Raw genomic sequence first — 18,097 nt, 5'->3', positions numbered from 1 at the left:
CTAGTGTACGCCACCCGTCAAGCCCCTCCCAAATCGGAATCCCCGCCATGTGCGTGATCGCTTTTGCCTACAAGATGCCCGGCCTGGGCCAGCTGGTTTTGCTGGCCAATCGCGATGAATATTATGCCCGTCCGGCCGCTGCGCTGGATTGGTGGGATGAGTACACCGACACCCTGGGCGGGCGTGATCTGCAGGCCGGCGGCAGCTGGCTGATGGTGGATGGCCGTGGCCGCTTTGCCGCGCTCACCAATTTCCGTGAAGGCTATGGCAAGAGCGGTGAGCGCTCGCGCGGCGAACTGGTGCAGCGCTTTGTCACCGGCGATGAAGACCCGTTTACCTTTGCCGACTGGCTGCGCGACAACCATCAGCACTATGCCCCATTCAACCTGCTGTACGGCAAGGTGGACGACCTGTTCCACTTTCACAGCCGTGGTGCCCGCATTGCGCGGGTGACGCCCGGCATCCATACCCTGTCCAATGCCACAATGGATACGCCGTGGTTCAAGAGCGAACGGCTGGCCGAACACCTGCGTGGCCTGCGCCGCCCACCCGGCGAAGACGAAGCCTTCGGCTGGCTGGCTGATGCCACCGCAGCCGGCCCCGGCCAGTTGCCCAATACCGGCGTGGGACTGGCACTGGAAAAGGTATTGTCACCGGTTTTCATTCAGGGGCGGGATTACGGCACCCGCGCGTCGATGCTGCTCAACGTATCGGCACGGGGTGATGTAAGCTTGTCCGAACTTTCCTGGGGGCTGGCCGGCCGCGAAGCCGGCCGCCGCCGTTACACCATCAGGCCGGGGCAGATTCAGCACCCGGCCAAGCCTTGAGCAGGAGATGTGCGTGAAACTGTCCCGATTTGGTCTGGCCCTGGCCGGGCTGCTGCTGGCACTGGCTGCCCAGGCCAGCGAATACAACAAGGGCTTCAACAACACCAATTACGCCATGGAAGATGTCAAACCCTGGGAAGAAGGCAAGTACACCCTGCCTGACTTTCCTGCGGCACCAGACTGGATCGGCTTTTACGTCGGCCCGGAAGTAGCCAACAAGTACTTTGCCGACAGCAAGAGCCTGACCGTGGGTGAGGACGGCGTGGTACGGCTGATCTTGCGGGTGCAAAGCCCGGCCGGTGCCGAGAACCTTAGCGTGGAAGGCATCCAGTGCAGTGCCAACACCTACCGCAGCTATGCTTTTGGCGACAGCATCAACAAGCGCTGGATTGAGTCCATGCGCGAGGAATGGCGCAAGATTGAATACGATGACAAGGCACGCCGTGCACTGCGCGAGGACCTGTGCGTAGACAAGACAGCCCCGAAATCCGCCGAACAGGCCGTCAAGCTGCTGCGTGCCGCGCCCTGGCGCTGACAAACCTGGCACTGCCGCCATGTGGCAGCCCCGTGCGGCGCAAGCACCACAACGGTTTTAGTTGGCAGCCCCTGACACGGGCGATGCCGGGCTGACTTGGCCTGACATCGCCCGAGCTTGCACCAGCCCGGTGCATTCGCCATGACAAGCAAGTGAAATTGCGGTATCAATAAGGCTTTCCCCCATCTGGCCGTATTGTGTCTTCACCTGCCCCCTCCCCGCGCAGCGCCCTGGCGCTGGCACAGTTCAAGATCCTGCTTTCCGCCATCGGCTTTGGCAGCATGGCCATCCTGGCGCGCTTTGCCTATGCCGACGGCGTGTCCACGCCCAGCCTGCTGTTTCTGCGCTTTTTCCTTGCCGGCGTATTGTTGCTGCCCTGGGTGCTGTGGAAAAAGCTGCCGTGGCCACGCGGGCGCGCGCTGCTAGTGCTGATGGGCATGGGCAGCCTGGGCTATGCCGGCATGGCCGCCTGCTATTTTTCCGGCCTGCACTATGCCAGCGCCGGCACCATCGCCCTGCTGCTCTACCTGTTTCCCGCCATCGTGCTGGTGCTGTCCACCCTGCTGCTGGAAGAGCATTTCAGCACCCGGCGCATGCTGGCACTGGCGCTGGCCATTGGCGGTTTGGCCATCACCATCGGGCTGGAGCTAAGCGCGCAGCCACTAGGCCTGCTGCTGGGGCTGGGATCGGCCATCATCTATTCGCTGTACATCCTGGCCGGTAGCCGTTATGCAGCGGATTGCAATCCGCTGACCTCAGCCTGTGTGGTGGTGTTTTCCGCCGCCAGCTGCTACGGGGTGTATCTGGCCAGTACCGGTTTTCATGGCCCGGCCAGCCTGCATGGCTGGCTGTCGGTATTGGGCATTGCCTGTCTTGGCACGGTGGCCGCACTGGCGCTGTTCCTGTCCGGGCTGGCCAAAACCGGGGCCACCCAGGCCTCGTTGATTTCCACGGCCGAACCGGTGGTCACCATCGTACTGGCCTGGCTGCTACTGGGTGAACCGCTGGGCTGGAGCCAGGCGCTGGGCGGTGCACTGATATTGTCCGCCGTGGTGTTGATCAGCCGCGAAGCACGGCCAGAGCAGGTGCAACTGACCGAGCTGCATGACTAGAACCGGGCGAAACGGGAGGGAGCATCAATGAAATACGGTCTGAGTGTCCTGCTAATGGCAGGACTGTGCAGCAACATGGCGCTGGCTGCCAGCGACAGCTGCCAGAATGCCATGACGCAGACGGACATGAATGTCTGCGCGGCCAAGGCGCATGATCTGGCGGATAAGCAGCTGAACAGCCTCTACAAACAGTACCGCCAGCGCCTGGCTGCCGACGACCAGCAACGGCTGACTGTTGCCCAGCGTGCCTGGATAGGCTACCGGGATGCCGCTTGCCGCTTTGAAACCGCTCAGGTCAGCGGCGGCAGCATTTTCCCCACCATCTGGTTACAGTGCCTGACCGGCAAGACGGAGAACCGCATCAAGGAGCTGCAAAAACTGATGCAATGCAAGGAGGGTGATCTGGACTGCCCTTCACTGCAATAAAGCGGCAGGAGGCAAACTGCTCTGTCTGAACATAGGGGATACTTTGCATGAGCAGCTGGCTGCAATTGCCTGCCCACCCTGACCGGCGACTCAGGCCCCGGCTTTCCAGTGCCCGCTCTTGCCACCCTCTTTTTCCTGCAACTGCACGGCAGATATCACCATGCCACGGTCCACGGCCTTGCACATGTCGTAGATGGTGAGCAGGCCGACGCTGGCGGCGGTGAGCGCTTCCATTTCCACGCCGGTCTGGCCGCTGCATTCGGCGGTCACGGTAATGCTGACGCTGCTGCTGGCTTCGTCCAGCTCAAATTCAACGGCCACGCGGGTGAGCGCGATGGGGTGACAGAGCGGAATCAGGTCGGCAGTGCGTTTGGACGCCATGATGGCGGCGATGCGGGCAATGCCCAGCACGTCGCCCTTTTTATGATTGCCATCGCGGATTAGGGCCAGGGTGGCAGGCAGCATGCGGATACTGCCCTGCGCCACCGCACGGCGACGGGTGATCTGCTTGTCGCCAACATCCACCATATGGGCCTGGCCGCTGGCATCGAAATGGGTTAATCCGGACATGAAAACCTCCCGCAAGCAGCAACCGTGGGCTGCCGTCAGATAAAGATGGCTGGCAGTGTGCCGCTAGCGCAGCAACCTGGCAATCAGCCAGAAGAGGGAGAGCAGCAGCCCCAGTGCGCCGGTCCATTTGCATAGCCGCAGACTGAGCGCCAGGTAGCGCGGGTTGCGGGTGAGTGCATAACTGATGGCTGACCAGCCAAACGCCAGGATGATGACAATCGCCCACAGCCGCCACCACAAGAGCATGCTTACACCGCCTCGGGCAGGCGATGGAAGCTGGACGGGGCATCCAGCGGGTCGACAAAGCTGGCGTATTCCCAGGCATCCGGAGTTTCCAGCAGTTTGCGCAGCAGCTTGTTGTTCATCGCATGGCCGGATTTGTGGCCGGAGAAGGCGGCAATCAGCGGGTGGCCGACAATGTAGAGGTCGCCGATGGCATCCAGAATCTTGTGGCGTACGAATTCGTCGGGGAAGCGCAGGCCTTCCGGATTCAGCACGTACTCGTCATCAATCACGATGGCGTTATCCAGGCTACCACCCAGTCCCAGGCCATGCTGGCGCATGTATTCCACTTCGTGCATGAAACCGAAGGTGCGGGCGCGGCTGATTTCATCCAGATAAGAGCTGCTGGCAAAGTCGATTTCGACTTTTTGCGGTGCCAGATTGAAAGCCGGGTGATTGAATTCGATGGACAGGGTGATCTTGAAACCGTCCATCGGGTCCAGCCGGACCCATTTGTCGCCTTCAACAATTTCCACCGGCTGTTTCACCCGGATGAAGCGTTTGGGCACGGACTGCTCGACCACTCCAGCGCTTTGCAGCAGGTAAATGAAGGGGGCGGCGGAGCCATCCATGATGGGGATTTCCGCCGCCGTCACCTCGACCACAAGGTTGTCGATGCCAAAGCCGGCAAAGGCTGACATCAAATGCTCGATCGTGCCGACACGCACGCCGGTGTCTGTCACCAGCGTGGAGGAGAGGCGCGTGTCGTTGACGAGCGCAGGCTCGACTTTCACATCCACCGGCTCGGGCAAGTCGGTTCGGCGAAAGACGATGCCGGTGTCGGGCGCTGCCGGCAGCAGGGTGAGTTTCACCCGCTCGCCAGAATGCAAGCCGACACCTGTGGCGCTGATCGCTTGTTTTAGCGTGCGCTGGAATATCATGTGAAGCTCTCAGGCAATCGGGAAAACCCGATTCTAGCACAGGCCGTGGCCATGCTTTATTGATTGCTTGTCACAGATAAATAGTTTTTAACTATTTTACCAAGCGTGTCCTTTTCAATCGGCCTGCTTGCGCAGGAAGGCCGGAATATCATAGCTGTCGCTGACTTCCGGGTTGGAGAAGTCGGTGGATGGCGCAGCACGGCGACGGCCCTGACGCATGATGGCCGGGGTATCGAAATCGTCGTAGTTGATGACTTCAACCGCACGGTCGTCGGTGCCGGTCTTGACGATCTTGATGTATTCCGGACGCTCTTCGCGTACCGGCTTTTGCTGGCCCAGGCCGGTGGCAATCAGGGTGACACGGATGGTGTCTTCCGGCATTTCTTCCACTTCGGCGGTACCGAACTTGATCTGTGCATCTTCGTCGGCGTACTGACGGATGATGCCCATGATTTCGCGGTATTCGCTCATCTTCAGGCAACCCGGTGCGGTGGAGATGTTCACCAGCACGCCACGTGCGCCTTCCAGGGTGATGTTGTCCAGCAGCGGGCTGGCCACGGCTTGCTCGGCGGCCACGCGGGCACGGTCGATACCGGAGGCGTAGGCGGAACCCATCATCGCCAGGCCCATTTCACCCATCACGGTGCGTACGTCGGCAAAGTCGACGTTGATCAGGCCGGGGCAGGTAATCACTTCGGCGATACCGGCTACCGCACCCTTAAGCACGTCGTCGGCAGCACGGAAGGCTTCGCGCATGGTCACGTCGTCACCCAGCACTTCCATCAGCTTTTCGTTGGGGATGACGATCAGCGAATCGACATGCTTTTTCAGGTCCTCGATCCCGTTTTGTGCCACTTTCAGGCGCTTGCCTTCGTGTTCGAACGGGCGGGTGACCACGCCTACGGTGAGGATGCCCAGTTCCTTGGCCACTTCAGCCACCACCGGGGCGGCACCGGTACCGGTACCACCACCCATACCGGCAGTCACGAATACCATATTGGCACCACGCAGGGCGTCGGCTATGCGTTCGCGGTCTTCCAGTGCGGCGCTGCGGCCTACTTCCGGGTTGGCACCGGCACCCAGACCACGGGTCAGGTTGTTGCCCAGTTGCAGCTTCTGCGGCGACTTGTTGCGCTGCAGGGATTGCGCATCGGTATTGGCGCAGATGAATTCAACACCATGGACATGGCTGCTGATCATGTTGTCGATGGCATTGCAACCGCCGCCACCTACACCAATTACTTTGATCACAGCCGCGTTGGCGGTCTCTTGCATTACTTCAAAAACCATTCCGCTCATTTGCCTCTCCTCAAGTTTAAGATGAGCTTGCATTCCACTATTTACTGCTGCCCGAAAAACAAAAATCACAGCAGCGGCCACCCGGCCGCCGTTGCTTAGAAATTACCGGCGAACCAAGCCTTCATGCGGCCAAACAGCTGGCCCACACCCGCGCTTTCCACTTTGGGTCCGCTATGGGTCTGGATCTGGTCCTTGCCGTACAACAACAGGCCGACACCGGTCGAGAAACGTGGCGTCTTCACCACCTCGGCCAGGCCGCCTACATACTTGGGCACGCCCACGCGCACCGGCATGTGGAACACTTCTTCTGCCAGTTCCACCATGCCCGGCATCAGGCTGGCACCACCGGTCAGCACGATGCCGGAGGACAGCAGGTCCTCGAAGCCACTACGACGCAGTTCCTGCTGTACCAGCTGGAACAGTTCTTCCACCCGCGGCTCCACCACTTCTGCCAGGGTGGCGCGCGACATCTGGCGCGGCCCGCGTTCGCCCACGCCCGGTACTTCGATCATCTGGCCCGGATCGGCCATGGTGACCAGCGCCACTGCGTGCTGGATCTTGATGTCTTCCGCTTCCTTGGTGGGGGTACGCAGCGCCATGGCGATGTCGTTGGTGATCTGGTCACCGGCAATCGGAATCACCGCGGTATGGCGGATGGCACCATTGGCATACACCGCGATGTCGGTAGTACCGCCACCGATGTCGATCAGGCACACGCCCAGGTCTTTTTCGTCTTCCGACAGCACGGCAATGGCCGAGGCCATCGGTTGCAGCACCAGGTCGGACACTTCCAGCCCGCAACGACGCACGCATTTGGTGACGTTTTGCGCAGCAGACACCGCACCGCTGACGATGTGTACCTTGGCTTCCAGTCGTACGCCGCTCATGCCCAGCGGCTCGCGTACACCTTCCTGGCCGTCGATGCTGTATTCCTGGGTGAGGATGTGCAGCACCTGGTGGTCCGGCGGGATGGTGACGGCGCGGGCGGTTTCAATCACACGGTCGATGTCCATCTGGGTGACTTCGCGGTCCTTGATGGCCACCATGCCGTGCGAGTTGATGCTCTTGATGTGCGAACCGGCAATGCCGGCAAACACCTCGTGAATCTTGCAGTCGGCCATCAGTTCGGCCTCCTCCAGTGCACGCTGGATGGCTTGCACGGTGGATTCGATATTCACCACCATGCCGCGCTTCAGACCACGTGACGGGGTCTGGCCCATGCCGATGATGTTGAGCTGGCCGTCATCCAGGACCTCCGCGACAATCGCCACGATCTTGGACGTTCCGATGTCCAGGCCGACCAGCATGTTCTTGCTTTCCTTAGGTTTGCTCACCTGTCGCTCCAGCTAGGTATTACTTTTTCACTTGTGCCGGCGGGGCCTTGTAATCAGGCATCCGCACAGCAAATCCATTGGGGTAGCGCATGTCCACGTAATCAATGTGGTAAGGCAGCGCTGCCAGCTTGTCTTTCCAGTACAGGGCGAATCGCTCCACCCGCAATTCCACGTCGCCACGACCCAGATCCAGCTTGATGTCGTTGTCCAGCCCTACCTGCCAGGCCCGACGTGGCGACAGCCAGATGTCCTTGGGGGCCAGCCCCGTCGGCTTCAGGCCCTGACGCAAACGCGCCAGCATGGCTGTCATGTCTTTTTCTGCCCCTGCCGGGCCGTAAAACACCGGCAGTTGCTGGTCGCTGGCGGCATCGAAGCGGTCACCGTGGCTGTCCACCAGCCCGTTTTCGCCCCAGCGCGCCAGCGCCACGTGTTCTTCCACTGCAATTTCCAGTGCATCCGGCCAGCGCCGCCGCACCTGGGCGTCCCGCACCCATGGCAGCTTGCCGAATGCTGCCCGCGTCTTGTCGATGTCCAGCGTGAAGAAGGTTCCGGTCAGTTCGTGCTCGGCAATGAAGCGCAACTGTTCCGGCGTCACTCTTTTCATCTGTCCCTGGATCTGGATTTTCTTCACCGGAAAAACCGGTGCATGTGTCACCCAGAATCCACCTGCGTACAGCAACATCAGCAGCGAGGCGCCCAGCAGGAAATTGGCCAGGCCTTTCAGCAGCTGATGGTTATCCCACATGCACCATATCCAGCACGTTCAGGCACAGGTCCTCATAGCTGATGCCCTGGGCACGTGCGGCCATCGGCACCAGGCTGTGACTGGTCATGCCCGGATTGGTGTTCACTTCCAGCAGGTAAATCCCGCCAGCTTCATCCATCAGGAAATCCACCCGGCCCCACCCCTGGCCACCCAGTACCTGGAAGGCTTGCAGGCACAGTGCGCGGGCGCGTTGCTCTACTTCTGCACTCAGGCCGGACGGGCAGCGGTATACGGTGTCGTCACGGAAATACTTGGCCTGATAGTCGTAATACTCGGTGGCCGGTTCGATCTTGATGGTGGGATAGGCCTGGCCATCAATCACGGCACAGGTGTATTCGCCACCACCGACAAAGCGCTCGGCCAGCACCAGCGGGTCGTACTTGCGCGCTTCTTCAAATGCGGCTTGCAGTTCGCCCGGCTGCTTTACCTTGGTGACGCCAATGCTGGAGCCCTCGGTCGCCGGCTTCACGAACAGCGGCAGGCCCAGACGGGCTTCCACGGCGGCAAAGTCGCTGTTTTCGTCCAGCAGTTCGAAGTCGGGAATCGGCAAGCCGGCACCACGCCACAGCAGCTTGGTGCGCCATTTGTCCATACAGATGGCCGATGCCATCACGCCACAGCCGGTATACGGAATGCCCAGCGTTTCCAGCGCGCCCTGCAGGGTGCCGTCTTCGCCAAATGGGCCGTGCAGGATAATGAACACGCGCTCGAAGCCTTCTTCCTTCAGCGCAGCCAGCGGCTTTTCCGCCGGGTCGAAGGCATGGGCGTCCACACCGCGCGAGCGCAGGGCGTTCAATACGCCGTTGCCGCTCATCAGCGAGATTTCACGCTCGGCGGAGCTGCCACCCATCATCACTGCCACTTTGCCGTACTGCTTCATTTCTCTTCCTTACTGGGAGGGTCTGTCCCCTCCCGCCAAAATTCGCCTGTCGCTTACAGCTTGCCGGCCACCAGCTTGCCCGGCACCGCGCCAATCGAGCCGGCACCCATGGTGATCACCACATCGCCATCGCGGGCGATGTCCATGATGGTGCGCGGCATGTCGGCAATCTGTTCGACAAACAGCGGTTCCACCTTGCCCGACACGCGCACGGCACGGGCCAGTGCACGGCCATCGGCGGCCACGATGGGGGCTTCGCCGGCGGCATACACTTCGGATAGCAGCAGCGCGTCCACCCCGTTCAATACCTTGACGAAGTCTTCAAACAAATCACGGGTGCGGCTGTAGCGGTGCGGCTGGAAAGCCAGCACCAGCCGCTTGTCCGGGAAGGCACCACGTACCGCGGACAGCGTGGCGGCCATCTCCACCGGGTGGTGGCCGTAATCGTCCACCAGGGTGAAGCTGCCACCATCCGGCAAGGCCACCTCGCCATAACGCTGGAAGCGACGGCCCACACCGGCAAACTCGGCCAGACCGCGCTGGATGGATGGAATATCGGCACCGCATTCCAGACCAATGGCGATGGCCGACAAGGCATTCAACACGTTGTGACGGCCCGGCAGGTTGAGCAGCACCGGGAAACGCTGCTGGCTGCCGTTGTTGATCACCACGTCAAACTGCATCTGGCCACCGGCGGCCACCACGTTTTCGGCATAGATGTCGGCCGAATCGTCCAGACCGTAAGTGGTAACCGGCTTGGTGATGCGGCTGCGGATTTCGCGCACGTTCGGGTCGTCCACGCACAGCACGGCACGGCCATAGAACGGCAGCCGGTGCAGGAAGTCGACAAAAGCCTGTTTGAGCTTGTCGAAGCTGTGGTCGTAGGTATCCATGTGGTCGGCGTCGATATTGGTGACCACGGCCATCACCGGGGTAAGGTGCAGGAAAGACGCGTCCGACTCATCGGCCTCGGCCACCAGGAACTCGCCGGAACCCAGCTTGGCATTGGTGCCAGCCGCGGTCAGCTTGCCGCCGATCACGAAAGTCGGGTCCAGCCCGGCAGCTGCCAGCACCGATGCCGTCAGGCTGGTGGTGGTGGTTTTGCCGTGGGTGCCGGCAATGGCAATGCCCTGCTTGAAGCGCATCAGCTCGGCCAGCATCATGGCGCGCGGAATCACCGGAATGCGACGCTCACGGGCGCGCAGAACTTCCGGGTTGTCCGCCTTCACTGCGGTGGAAGTCACCACCACATCGGCACCTTCCATATAGGTTGCATCATGGCCAAAGAACACGCGTGCACCCTGGCTTGCCAGGCGCTGGGTGGCGGCACCATCGGCCATGTCCGAACCGGACACGGTGTAGCCCAGGTTCAGCAGAACCTCGGCGATGCCGCACATGCCGACACCACCGATGCCGACGAAGTGAATGTGTTTGACCCTGTGTTTCATGTTCTTTCTCGTTGCTTCTGGCCGCTTGTGGCTGCCGTATTACTGTTCGTCTGCCAGTCCTTCACACACATCGGCCACCCGGGCGGCTGCCCCCGGTCTGGCCAATGCGCGTGCCTGACTGGCAAGTTCCAGCAGACCTTCCCGATTCAGTCCGGACAAAACGTCTGCCAGCTTTTGTGCTGTCATTTCCTGCTGCGGCAAGTGAATCGCCGCGCCTGCTGCTGCCATCCACTTGGCGTTGTCGCGCTGGTGCGCGGTGGTGGACACCACCAGCGGCACCAGAATGCTGGCCACGCCTGCCGCGCACAGCTCGCTTACCGTAATGGCACCGGCGCGGCAGATGATCAGGTCGCAGTCGGCCAGGCGGCTGGGCATGTCATCGATAAACGGCAACAGCGTCACATCCTGTTCCAGCCCGGCGGCACGGTAAGACGCCTGCACCTCGGCAAAGTTGGCCTCACCGGTCTGGTGGGTCAGCTGCGGGCGTTTTTCCTGCGGCAGCAGTGCCAGCGCCTGCGGCAGGGTCTGGTTAAGCACCCGCGCGCCCAGGCTGCCACCCACCACCAGCACGCGCAGCGGGCCGCTACGACCGGCCATGCGCTGTGCCGGTGCCGGCAGGGCTTCGATTTCCTGGCGTACCGGGTTACCGGTCACCAGCGCCTTGGCCCCGCTCTGGGCAGCGCTGCCGTCAAAACCGCACACCAGCTTGCGGGCAAACGGCAGCAAGGCCTTATTGCTCAACAGCAGGCTGGCATCGGCATTCACCAGCACCAGCGGTTTCCACAGCAGGCCGCTCATCACACCACCCGGCAGGCAGACATAGCCACCCATGCCCAATACCACATCCGGTCGATGACGCAGCAGCAGTTGTGCCGAGCGTACAAAAGCGCCGCACAGCTGCAGCACGCCCTTGAGCGAGCCCAGCAAGCCCTTGCCGCGCACGCCATGAAACGCCAGCCGCTCCAGCGGAATGCCGGTGGGTGGTACCAGCTTGTTTTCCATGCCGCGCTCGGTACCCAGCCACACCACTTTCCAGCCGCGCGCCTGCAGCGCTTTGGCCACGGCAAGGCCGGGGACGATGTGTCCACCCGTACCAGCTGCCATTACCATGACCGTTCTGTTCGTCATCTTCATCAAACCTTGTAACCGCGCATGATGCGCTGTTTTAGCTTCGTCCTGCGGCCTCGCAGAAACCGCCACCACCGGGCTTGCGCCCTTACGCGCCTGTCGGCGCTTGTCCTGCGCGGCTACACTTTGTAGCCACGCATGATGCGGCGGTTTTCATAATCCACCCGCAGCAGCACGGCCATGGCGATGAGGTTCATCAACATGGCCGAACCACCAAACGACATCAGCGGCAGGGTCAGGCCCTTGGTGGGCAACAGGCCCATGTTCACGCCGATGTTGAAAAACACCTGAATACCCAGCCAGATGCCCAGCCCCTGCGCTACCAATGCCTGGAAAAAGCGCTCCAGTTTTTTCGACTCCACGCCGATGTGAAACGCACGCCGCACAATCCAGGCATACAGGCCGATCACCACGCAGATACCAACAAAGCCGAATTCTTCCGAAATCACCGCCATGATGAAGTCGGTATGGGCCTCGGGCAGATAGAACAGTTTTTCGATACTGGAACCCAGCCCCACGCCATACCACTCGCCACGGCCAATGGCGATCAGCGAATGCGACAGCTGGTAGCCCTTGCCATAGGGGTCGTCCCACGGGTCCATGAAGCCCAGCACCCGCTTGAGCCGGTATGGCGAGGAGATGATCAGCAGCACGATGGCCACGGCGGCCATTACCGCCAACCCGGAAAAAATCCGCATATTGATGCCGCCGAGGAACAGCACGCCCATGGCAATCGACATCACCACCATCAGCGCGCCGAAGTCCGGCTCGCGCAGCAACAGGAAGGCCACCATCACCATGGCGGCAAACATCGGCGCAAAGCCTTCTTTCAGGCTGTGCAGCTTGTGGGTTTTGCGCACGGTGTAATCGGCGGCGTAAATCACCGTGGCGAACTTCATGATTTCCGACGGCTGCAGGTTGAGCACAAACAGGTTGATCCAGCGGCGCGAACCGTTCACCACCCGGCCAATGCCGGGAATCAGCACCAGCACCAGCAGCACGATGCCCAGCAGGAACAATTTGCCGGCGTACTTCTGCCAGATGCGGGTAGGCACCTGGAACATCACGTAGGACGCGGTGAGGCCGATCACCATGAAAATGATGTGGCGGATCAGGTAGAAATAGCGGTTTTGCGTGGCCACATCGGCCTCGGCATAGGCAATCGACGCCGAGTACACCATCACCAGGCTGATGGACAGCAGCAGGGCCAGGGCCCAGGCCAATGCCTCGTCAAACGGTTTGATGGCAGTGTAGCGACGCGCCGAGTGCACGATCATGGCTGCCCCTTTCCGGATGCGGCCTTGATCTGTGCCACGGTGTCGATAAACACCTGGGCGCGATGGGCGTAGTTGCGGAACATGTCCAGGCTGGCGCAGGCGGGCGACAGCAGCACCACATCACCCGGCTGGGCCAGTTCAGCTGCAGCGCGGGTGGCTTCTTCCAGCGTGGCGCAATCCTGCAGCGCAACGCCGCTGCCTGCCAGTGCGGCGCGGATGCGAGCGGCGTCACGGCCAATCAGCAACACGGCGCGGGCAATGCGCTGGCAAGCCGGGGCCAGCGGGCTGAAATCCTGACCCTTGCCATCGCCACCGGCAATCAGCACCACCTTGCGGGTCATGCCGTTGAGGGCGGCCTCGGTAGCGCCGACATTGGTGCCCTTGGAATCGTCAATCCAGGCGATGCCGTCAAATTCGTCCACCAGCTCCACGCGGTGCGCCAAACCCTGGAAGCTTTGCAGGCCTTGCAGCAGAGCGGCACGCTCCAGCCCGATGCTGTCGCACAAGGCCAGCGCGGCCAGTGCGTTGGCGGCATTGTGCAGGCCTTGCAATTGCAGCTTGCCCTGCGACAGCACGGTCTCGCCCTGTGCGCTGAGCCAGTACTGGCCATCCTGCTGGGTGAGGCTGTATTCCACCGGCTGCTTGAGCGAGAACCATTTGACCACATGGCCGGGGCGCACCATGGCCGGAGCCAGAATGTCGTCGCGGTTCAGCACCTGCACCCCCAGGCCATTGAACACGGCGGTCTTGGCGTGGGCGTAGTCCAGCAGGTCGTTGTAGCGATCCAGATGGTCTTCGGAAATATTCAGCACGGTGGCGGCATCGGCGGCGAGGCTGTACGTGGTTTCCAGCTGGAAGCTGGACAACTCCAGCACCCACACGTCCGGCTGCTTGCCGGACTGTTCGCGTTCCAGCAGGGCTTCCAGTACCGCCAAGCCGATATTGCCGGCCACGATGGTATCCAGCCCGGCCTGTTGGCACAGATGGCCAACCAGGCTGGTGACGGTGGTCTTGCCATTGGAACCGGTAATGGCAATCACCTTGCTGCCATTGCCCTTGATGGCGCGGGCCAGCAGTTCCACATCGCCCACCACTTCGCCACCGGCGCGACGGAAAGCATCCACAGCCGGGTTCTTCAGCGGTACGCCAGGGCTGAGCACCAGCATGTCGATGCCGGCAAAGGTGCTGGCATCAAACGCACCAACGCGCAGTTCGGCATCCGGCACATGGCGCTGCAGTTCGGCCACGCGCTCGGGCGCGGGCTTGCTGTCGGCCACCACCACGCGTGCGCTGTGGGCAGCCAGATAGCGCGCGGCAGCCAGCCCCGAGCCTCCCAGCCCCACTACCGCGATGTGTCGATCAGCAAAGTTCATGAGCCCTTGTCCTTAACGCAATTTCAACGAAGCCAGGCCGGCCAGCACCAGCATCATGGTGACAATCCAGAAGCGCACCACCACCTGGGTTTCCTTCCAGCCCTTCAATTCGTAGTGGTGATGCAGCGGTGCCATGCGGAACACGCGCTTGCCGGTGAGCTTGAACGAAGCCACCTGGATCATCACCGACAGTGCTTCCATCACGAACAGACCGCCCATGATGAACAGCACGATTTCCTGACGCACGATCACCGCCACGGTGCCCAGTGCCGCGCCCAGCGCCAGTGCGCCGACATCGCCCATGAACACCTGCGCCGGATAGGCGTTGAACCACAAAAAGCCCAGGCAGGCCCCGCAGATGGCGGCACAGAACACCACCACCTCATGTGCGCCGGGAATGAAGGGCAGGCCCAGATAGCGGGAAAACACCACGTGGCCAGCCACGTAAGCGAAGATGGACAGGCCGGAAGCCACCATCACCACCGGCAGCGCCGCCAGGCCGTCCAGACCGTCGGTCAGGTTGACCGCATTGGAGGTGCCGACAATCACCAGATAGGTCAGCACGCAGAACCCCACCACGCCCAGCGGATAGGCCACGGTCTTGAAGAAGGGCACGATGAACTCGGTGGAGGCCGGCAGCTTGGCGGTGGCAATCAGGAAAATACCCGCCGCAATGGCGATGGTGGATTGCCATACCATCTTGAATTTGGCCGACACGCCTTTCGGGTCCTTGTACACCACCTTGCGCCAGTCGTCGTAAAAGCCCAGCGCGCCGGTTCCCAGCATCACCGCCAGCAGCAGCCAGACGTATTTATTGGACAGATCCGCCCACAGCAGGGTGGTGATGGTGATGGACAGCATGATCAGCGAACCACCCATGGTCGGGGTACCGGCCTTGACCAGATGGCTTTGCGGACCGTCGTTGCGCACGGCCTGGCCAACTTTCAGCTCGGTCAGTTTGCGGATGACCCACGGCCCCATCAGCAGCGAGATGGTCAGCGAAGTAAGCGCAGCCATCACCGCACGCAGGGTAACGTAGTAGACAACGTTGAAAGTCCGGATATGAGAACCCAGCAGATCGGCTAGCCAGAGCAGCACCTTACACTCCCTCTTCTTGTTGTTTTGCGGTCGTCAGGTGTTCCACCACCCGTTCCATACGCATGAAGCGCGAGCCTTTCACCAGCACGGCAGCTCCCGCTTGCAAATTGGCGTCCAGCCAGTTGGCCAGCGCCGCGAAATCATCAAAACTGTGTGCGCCGTCACCAAAGGCGGCGGCAGCGTGACGGCTGAGTTCGCCCAGCGTCACCAACTGCGCAATACCGCGCTGGCGGGCATGCTCGCCCACCTCGCGGTGCAGTTGCGGCGCGGTATCTCCCAGTTCGCCGATATCACCCATCACAAAGCAATGCGGTGCCGGCAAGCCGGCCAGCACGTCGATACCGGCTTTCATCGAATCCGGATTGGCGTTGTAGCTGTCGTCAATCACCACACCGCCGTGACGACCGGTTTTCTGTTGCAGACGGCCCTTGGCATTGCCGAACACCGCTAGACCGGCAGCGATGGCTGCCAGCGGCACCTCCAACGCCAGCGCCATGGCCGCAGCGGCCAGCGCATTGCGCACATTGTGTTCGCCCGGTGCCGGCAGGCTGATGGCCTGCTCGCCTTGCGGGCTGCACAAGGTAAAACGGCTGCCCAGTGCCTGCAGGCTGATGTCACGCGCGCTGATGTCCGCCGGCTGCTGCAGGCCGAAGCTGCAGATGCGGTGCGCACCGGCGGCTGTACGGAACAGCGCGATATTGGCGTCATCGGCATTGACGATGGCCACGCCGTCCGCTGGCAGGCCGGAGAAGATTTCCGCCTTGGCACGGGCGATGTCGGCGGTATCGGCAAAATAGCCCAGGTGGGCACGCATGGCGTTGTTGACCAGTGCCACTTGCGGCCGTGCCATCTTGCTCAGATAAGTCAGCTCGCCGTGGTGGTTCATGCCCATTTCCAGCACCGCATAGCGGTGGGCGGCAGTCAGCCCCAGCAAGGTCAGCGGCAGGCCGATGTCGTTGTTGAAATTACCGGCGGTAGCGTGCACCGCCTGCGCTCCGGCATGGGCCTTGAGAATGGCGGTGAGCATTTCCTTGACCGTGGTCTTGCCGTTGGAGCCGGTAATGCCCACGCGCAGCGCGGGCAGTGCGCCAGCCCAGCCAGCAGCCAGACGGCCCAGCGCCAGCCGGGTATCGTCCACCCTAATCAGACTGGCGTTGTCCAGCGCAAAATCCTCGGCCACCAGCGCAGCGGCGGCACCGCGGGCCAGCACATCGGCCACAAAGTCGTGTGCATCAAAACGCTCGCCCTTGAGCGCGACAAACAAATCGCCCGGCTGCACCGCACGGCTGTCAGTCACCACGCGGGTCAGACGGACTTGCCCGTCTGCGCCCGACAGGGTGCCAACTGCCCATTGCGCGGCCTGCTGCAAGGTCATCATGCCTGGTCTCCCCAGGCCGTCAGCGCTTCTTCGGCAATGCGGAAGTCGGAAAACGGGTGCTTCACACCGGCGATATCCTGGTATTCCTCGTGACCCTTGCCGGCAATCAGCACGATATCGCCGGCCTGTGCCTGGGCGACCGCCCAATGGATGGCGGCAGCACGGTCGGCTTCAACATGGCCGGGATGGCTCATGCCGGCCAGAATGTGGTCGATGATGGTTTGCGGGTTTTCGGTACGCGGATTGTCGCTGGTCACCACCGCCACATCGGCGATGCGCTCGGCGATTTCGCCCATCATCGGGCGCTTGCCCGGATCGCGGTCGCCACCGCAACCGAATACGCAATACAGCTTGCTGCCTGCCGGACGGATGTCGGCCAGCGTGGCCAGTGCCTTTTCCAGCGCATCCGGGGTATGGGCGTAGTCAATCACCACCAGCGGTTCGTGGCTGCCACCAATGCTTTGCATGCGGCCACGCGCCGGCTGGATGCGCGCCATCACGGCTGCAGCATCAGTCAGGCTGATGCCGTTGACGCACAAGGTGGCCAGACAGGCCAGAAGATTGCTGGCATTGAACCGCCCTACCAGACCGGTGCGCACATCCACTTCGCCCCACGGCGTGGCAACCCGCAATTGCAGGCCATCCAGATTTGCCGTCAGGCTGAGCGGGCGCACATCGCCCTGGCTCAGGCCGTAGCTCACCACCCGGGTCTGGCTGGCATCGATGTCCTGCACCAGCTGACGGCCAAACGGGTCGTCCACATTGATGACCGCGTGCTTGAGGCCTTCCCAGTGGAACAGCTTGGCCTTGGCCGCGCCGTAGGCTTCCATGCTGCCGTGGTAATCCAGATGATCGCGGGTCAGGTTGGTGAATACCGCGGTGGCAAAGCTCACGCCGTTCACCCGCGACTGGTCCAGACCGTGGCTGGATACTTCCATGGTGACCACATGCGCACCCTGACGACGGTATTCGGCCAGCTTTTGCTGTACGGTCACCGGGTCTGGCGTGGTGTGCGTGGTTTGGGTCAGTTCGCCATAAAAACCATTGCCCACGGTGCCGATCAGCGCGGCTTTCTGGCCCAGCAGCGAAAACGCCTGCGCCAGCCAGTGCGAGATGGAAGTCTTGCCATTGGTGCCGGTAATGCCGATTACGGTCATCGCCTGACTGGGCTGGCCGTAGACATGCGCTGCCACCATGCCGGCACGCTCACGCAGCGCCGGGACAGGGAGGTTGGGCAGCTGCCAGTCGGGATTCCAGCAAAAACCGTCGGCGGCATCCCACAAGACCGCGGCGGCTCCCTTTTCCAGCGCGGCAGGGATAAAGTCGCGGCCATCGGCATATTCACCATGGCAGGCCAGGAAGACATCGCCGGGCAATACACGGCGGCTGTCCGCTTCCACCCGTTTGATGGGGAAGCCCAGCTGGTTCAGTTGTGCCGGATCCCAGTCCGGCAAGCTTGTCAGGCGACTTTTCATATTCTGTT

18 protein-coding genes are annotated in these 18,097 nt (G+C 61.8%); 4 read left to right on the top strand and 14 right to left on the bottom strand.

Translation table 11 applies throughout. From position 1 onward, the window contains the following. Positions 1-47: 47 nt before the first annotated feature. The 4 genes from QVF59_RS12380 (at position 48) to QVF59_RS12365 (ending at position 2,900) form a co-directional block, all read left to right on the top strand. Complete coding sequence (locus tag QVF59_RS12380) at positions 48-827, top strand: NRDE family protein (RefSeq protein ID WP_287880265.1); 780 nt, start codon at positions 48-50, stop codon at positions 825-827. Positions 828-840: 13 nt separating this feature from the next. Then, positions 841-1,362 carry a CNP1-like family protein gene (locus QVF59_RS12375; RefSeq protein ID WP_287880263.1) on the top strand — a complete coding sequence of 174 codons (522 nt, stop codon included), beginning with the start codon at positions 841-843 and terminating at the stop codon, positions 1,360-1,362. Positions 1,363-1,559: 197 nt separating this feature from the next. Beyond that, positions 1,560-2,474 carry a DMT family transporter gene (locus QVF59_RS12370; RefSeq protein ID WP_287880261.1) on the top strand — a complete coding sequence of 305 codons (915 nt, stop codon included), beginning with the start codon at positions 1,560-1,562 and terminating at the stop codon, positions 2,472-2,474. 27 nt (positions 2,475-2,501) lie between these two features. Beyond that, on the top strand, positions 2,502-2,900 hold the full coding sequence (locus QVF59_RS12365; RefSeq protein WP_287880260.1) for a lysozyme inhibitor LprI family protein: 399 nt from the start codon (positions 2,502-2,504) through the stop codon (positions 2,898-2,900). Positions 2,901-2,990: 90 nt separating this feature from the next. On the opposite strand, the gene moaC is transcribed toward QVF59_RS12365, so the two are convergent. From moaC to QVF59_RS12295, 14 genes are all read right to left on the bottom strand, one after another. Next, on the bottom strand, positions 2,991-3,470 hold the full coding sequence (moaC, locus tag QVF59_RS12360) for a cyclic pyranopterin monophosphate synthase MoaC (RefSeq protein WP_287880257.1): 480 nt from the start codon (positions 3,468-3,470) through the stop codon (positions 2,991-2,993). 63 nt (positions 3,471-3,533) lie between these two features. Continuing rightward, positions 3,534-3,716, bottom strand: a complete 183-nt coding sequence (locus QVF59_RS12355) for a hypothetical protein (protein WP_287880255.1) — start codon at positions 3,714-3,716, stop codon at positions 3,534-3,536. A 2-nt stretch (positions 3,717-3,718) separates the two neighbouring features. Further along, on the bottom strand, positions 3,719-4,630 hold the full coding sequence (gene lpxC / locus QVF59_RS12350; RefSeq protein ID WP_199103721.1) for a UDP-3-O-acyl-N-acetylglucosamine deacetylase: 912 nt from the start codon (positions 4,628-4,630) through the stop codon (positions 3,719-3,721). 117 nt (positions 4,631-4,747) lie between these two features. After that, a complete protein-coding gene (gene ftsZ, locus QVF59_RS12345) occupies positions 4,748-5,932 on the bottom strand; it encodes a cell division protein FtsZ (RefSeq protein ID WP_287880254.1) in 1,185 nt (394 codons plus the stop codon). A 95-nt stretch (positions 5,933-6,027) separates the two neighbouring features. Further along, a complete protein-coding gene (gene ftsA, locus QVF59_RS12340) occupies positions 6,028-7,239 on the bottom strand; it encodes a cell division protein FtsA (protein ID WP_231960293.1) in 1,212 nt (403 codons plus the stop codon). Between the two features lie 46 nt (positions 7,240-7,285). Then, entirely contained in the window at positions 7,286-8,011 is a 726-nt protein-coding gene (locus QVF59_RS12335) for a cell division protein FtsQ/DivIB (RefSeq protein ID WP_159880208.1), read from the bottom strand. Continuing rightward, entirely contained in the window at positions 8,001-8,912 is a 912-nt protein-coding gene (locus tag QVF59_RS12330) for a D-alanine--D-alanine ligase (protein ID WP_159880210.1), read from the bottom strand. The genes QVF59_RS12335 and QVF59_RS12330 overlap by 11 nt, the downstream gene beginning before the upstream one ends. A gap of 53 nt (positions 8,913-8,965) precedes the next feature. Continuing rightward, on the bottom strand, positions 8,966-10,360 hold the full coding sequence (gene murC, locus QVF59_RS12325; RefSeq protein WP_287880251.1) for a UDP-N-acetylmuramate--L-alanine ligase: 1,395 nt from the start codon (positions 10,358-10,360) through the stop codon (positions 8,966-8,968). A gap of 39 nt (positions 10,361-10,399) precedes the next feature. Continuing rightward, complete coding sequence (gene murG, locus QVF59_RS12320; RefSeq protein ID WP_287880249.1) at positions 10,400-11,488, bottom strand: undecaprenyldiphospho-muramoylpentapeptide beta-N-acetylglucosaminyltransferase; 1,089 nt, start codon at positions 11,486-11,488, stop codon at positions 10,400-10,402. Positions 11,489-11,607: 119 nt separating this feature from the next. Then, the gene (gene ftsW, locus QVF59_RS12315) at positions 11,608-12,765 is read right to left on the bottom strand and encodes a putative lipid II flippase FtsW (RefSeq protein ID WP_287880246.1); all 1,158 of its coding nucleotides are present in this window, start codon (positions 12,763-12,765) and stop codon (positions 11,608-11,610) included. Next, positions 12,762-14,138 carry a UDP-N-acetylmuramoyl-L-alanine--D-glutamate ligase gene (murD, locus tag QVF59_RS12310; RefSeq protein WP_287880244.1) on the bottom strand — a complete coding sequence of 459 codons (1,377 nt, stop codon included), beginning with the start codon at positions 14,136-14,138 and terminating at the stop codon, positions 12,762-12,764. Before murD ends, ftsW begins: the two co-directional genes overlap by 4 nt. 12 nt (positions 14,139-14,150) lie before the next feature. Continuing rightward, a complete protein-coding gene (gene mraY, locus QVF59_RS12305) occupies positions 14,151-15,236 on the bottom strand; it encodes a phospho-N-acetylmuramoyl-pentapeptide-transferase (protein WP_502866807.1) in 1,086 nt (361 codons plus the stop codon). 1 nt (position 15,237) lies between these two features. Continuing rightward, positions 15,238-16,614, bottom strand: a complete 1,377-nt coding sequence (locus tag QVF59_RS12300) for a UDP-N-acetylmuramoyl-tripeptide--D-alanyl-D-alanine ligase (RefSeq protein WP_287880242.1) — start codon at positions 16,612-16,614, stop codon at positions 15,238-15,240. Further along, complete coding sequence (locus tag QVF59_RS12295; RefSeq protein ID WP_287880240.1) at positions 16,611-18,089, bottom strand: UDP-N-acetylmuramoyl-L-alanyl-D-glutamate--2,6-diaminopimelate ligase; 1,479 nt, start codon at positions 18,087-18,089, stop codon at positions 16,611-16,613. The genes QVF59_RS12300 and QVF59_RS12295 overlap by 4 nt, the downstream gene beginning before the upstream one ends. Positions 18,090-18,097: the final 8 nt, after the last annotated feature.

The sequence above is a fragment of the Aquitalea sp. genome, from assembly GCF_030150775.1.
In the GTDB taxonomy this organism is placed as follows: domain Bacteria; phylum Pseudomonadota; class Gammaproteobacteria; order Burkholderiales; family Chromobacteriaceae; genus Aquitalea; species Aquitalea denitrificans.
The sequence above is the reverse complement of the archived record's forward strand: the minus strand, read 5'-3'. Positions and strand labels throughout refer to the sequence as shown.

Bases quoted from the DNA above. Each gene is read 5' to 3' on its own strand.
- QVF59_RS12380 (WP_287880265.1), top strand. From the start codon at position 48: ATGTGCGTGATCGCTTTTGCCTACAAGATGCCCGGCCTGGGCCAGCTG.
- QVF59_RS12365 (WP_287880260.1), top strand. From the start codon at position 2,502: ATGAAATACGGTCTGAGTGTCCTGCTAATGGCAGGACTGTGCAGCAAC.
- moaC (WP_287880257.1), bottom strand. From the start codon at position 3,470: ATGTCCGGATTAACCCATTTCGATGCCAGCGGCCAGGCCCATATGGTG.
- QVF59_RS12355 (WP_287880255.1), bottom strand. From the start codon at position 3,716: ATGCTCTTGTGGTGGCGGCTGTGGGCGATTGTCATCATCCTGGCGTTT.
- ftsZ (WP_287880254.1), bottom strand. From the start codon at position 5,932: ATGAGCGGAATGGTTTTTGAAGTAATGCAAGAGACCGCCAACGCGGCT.
- ftsA (WP_231960293.1), bottom strand. From the start codon at position 7,239: ATGCTGGTCGGCCTGGACATCGGAACGTCCAAGATCGTGGCGATTGTC.
- QVF59_RS12335 (WP_159880208.1), bottom strand. From the start codon at position 8,011: ATGTGGGATAACCATCAGCTGCTGAAAGGCCTGGCCAATTTCCTGCTG.
- QVF59_RS12330 (WP_159880210.1), bottom strand. From the start codon at position 8,912: ATGAAGCAGTACGGCAAAGTGGCAGTGATGATGGGTGGCAGCTCCGCC.
- murC (WP_287880251.1), bottom strand. From the start codon at position 10,360: ATGAAACACAGGGTCAAACACATTCACTTCGTCGGCATCGGTGGTGTC.
- murG (WP_287880249.1), bottom strand. From the start codon at position 11,488: ATGACGAACAGAACGGTCATGGTAATGGCAGCTGGTACGGGTGGACAC.
- ftsW (WP_287880246.1), bottom strand. From the start codon at position 12,765: ATGATCGTGCACTCGGCGCGTCGCTACACTGCCATCAAACCGTTTGAC.
- murD (WP_287880244.1), bottom strand. From the start codon at position 14,138: ATGAACTTTGCTGATCGACACATCGCGGTAGTGGGGCTGGGAGGCTCG.
- QVF59_RS12300 (WP_287880242.1), bottom strand. From the start codon at position 16,614: ATGATGACCTTGCAGCAGGCCGCGCAATGGGCAGTTGGCACCCTGTCG.
- QVF59_RS12295 (WP_287880240.1), bottom strand. From the start codon at position 18,089: ATGAAAAGTCGCCTGACAAGCTTGCCGGACTGGGATCCGGCACAACTG.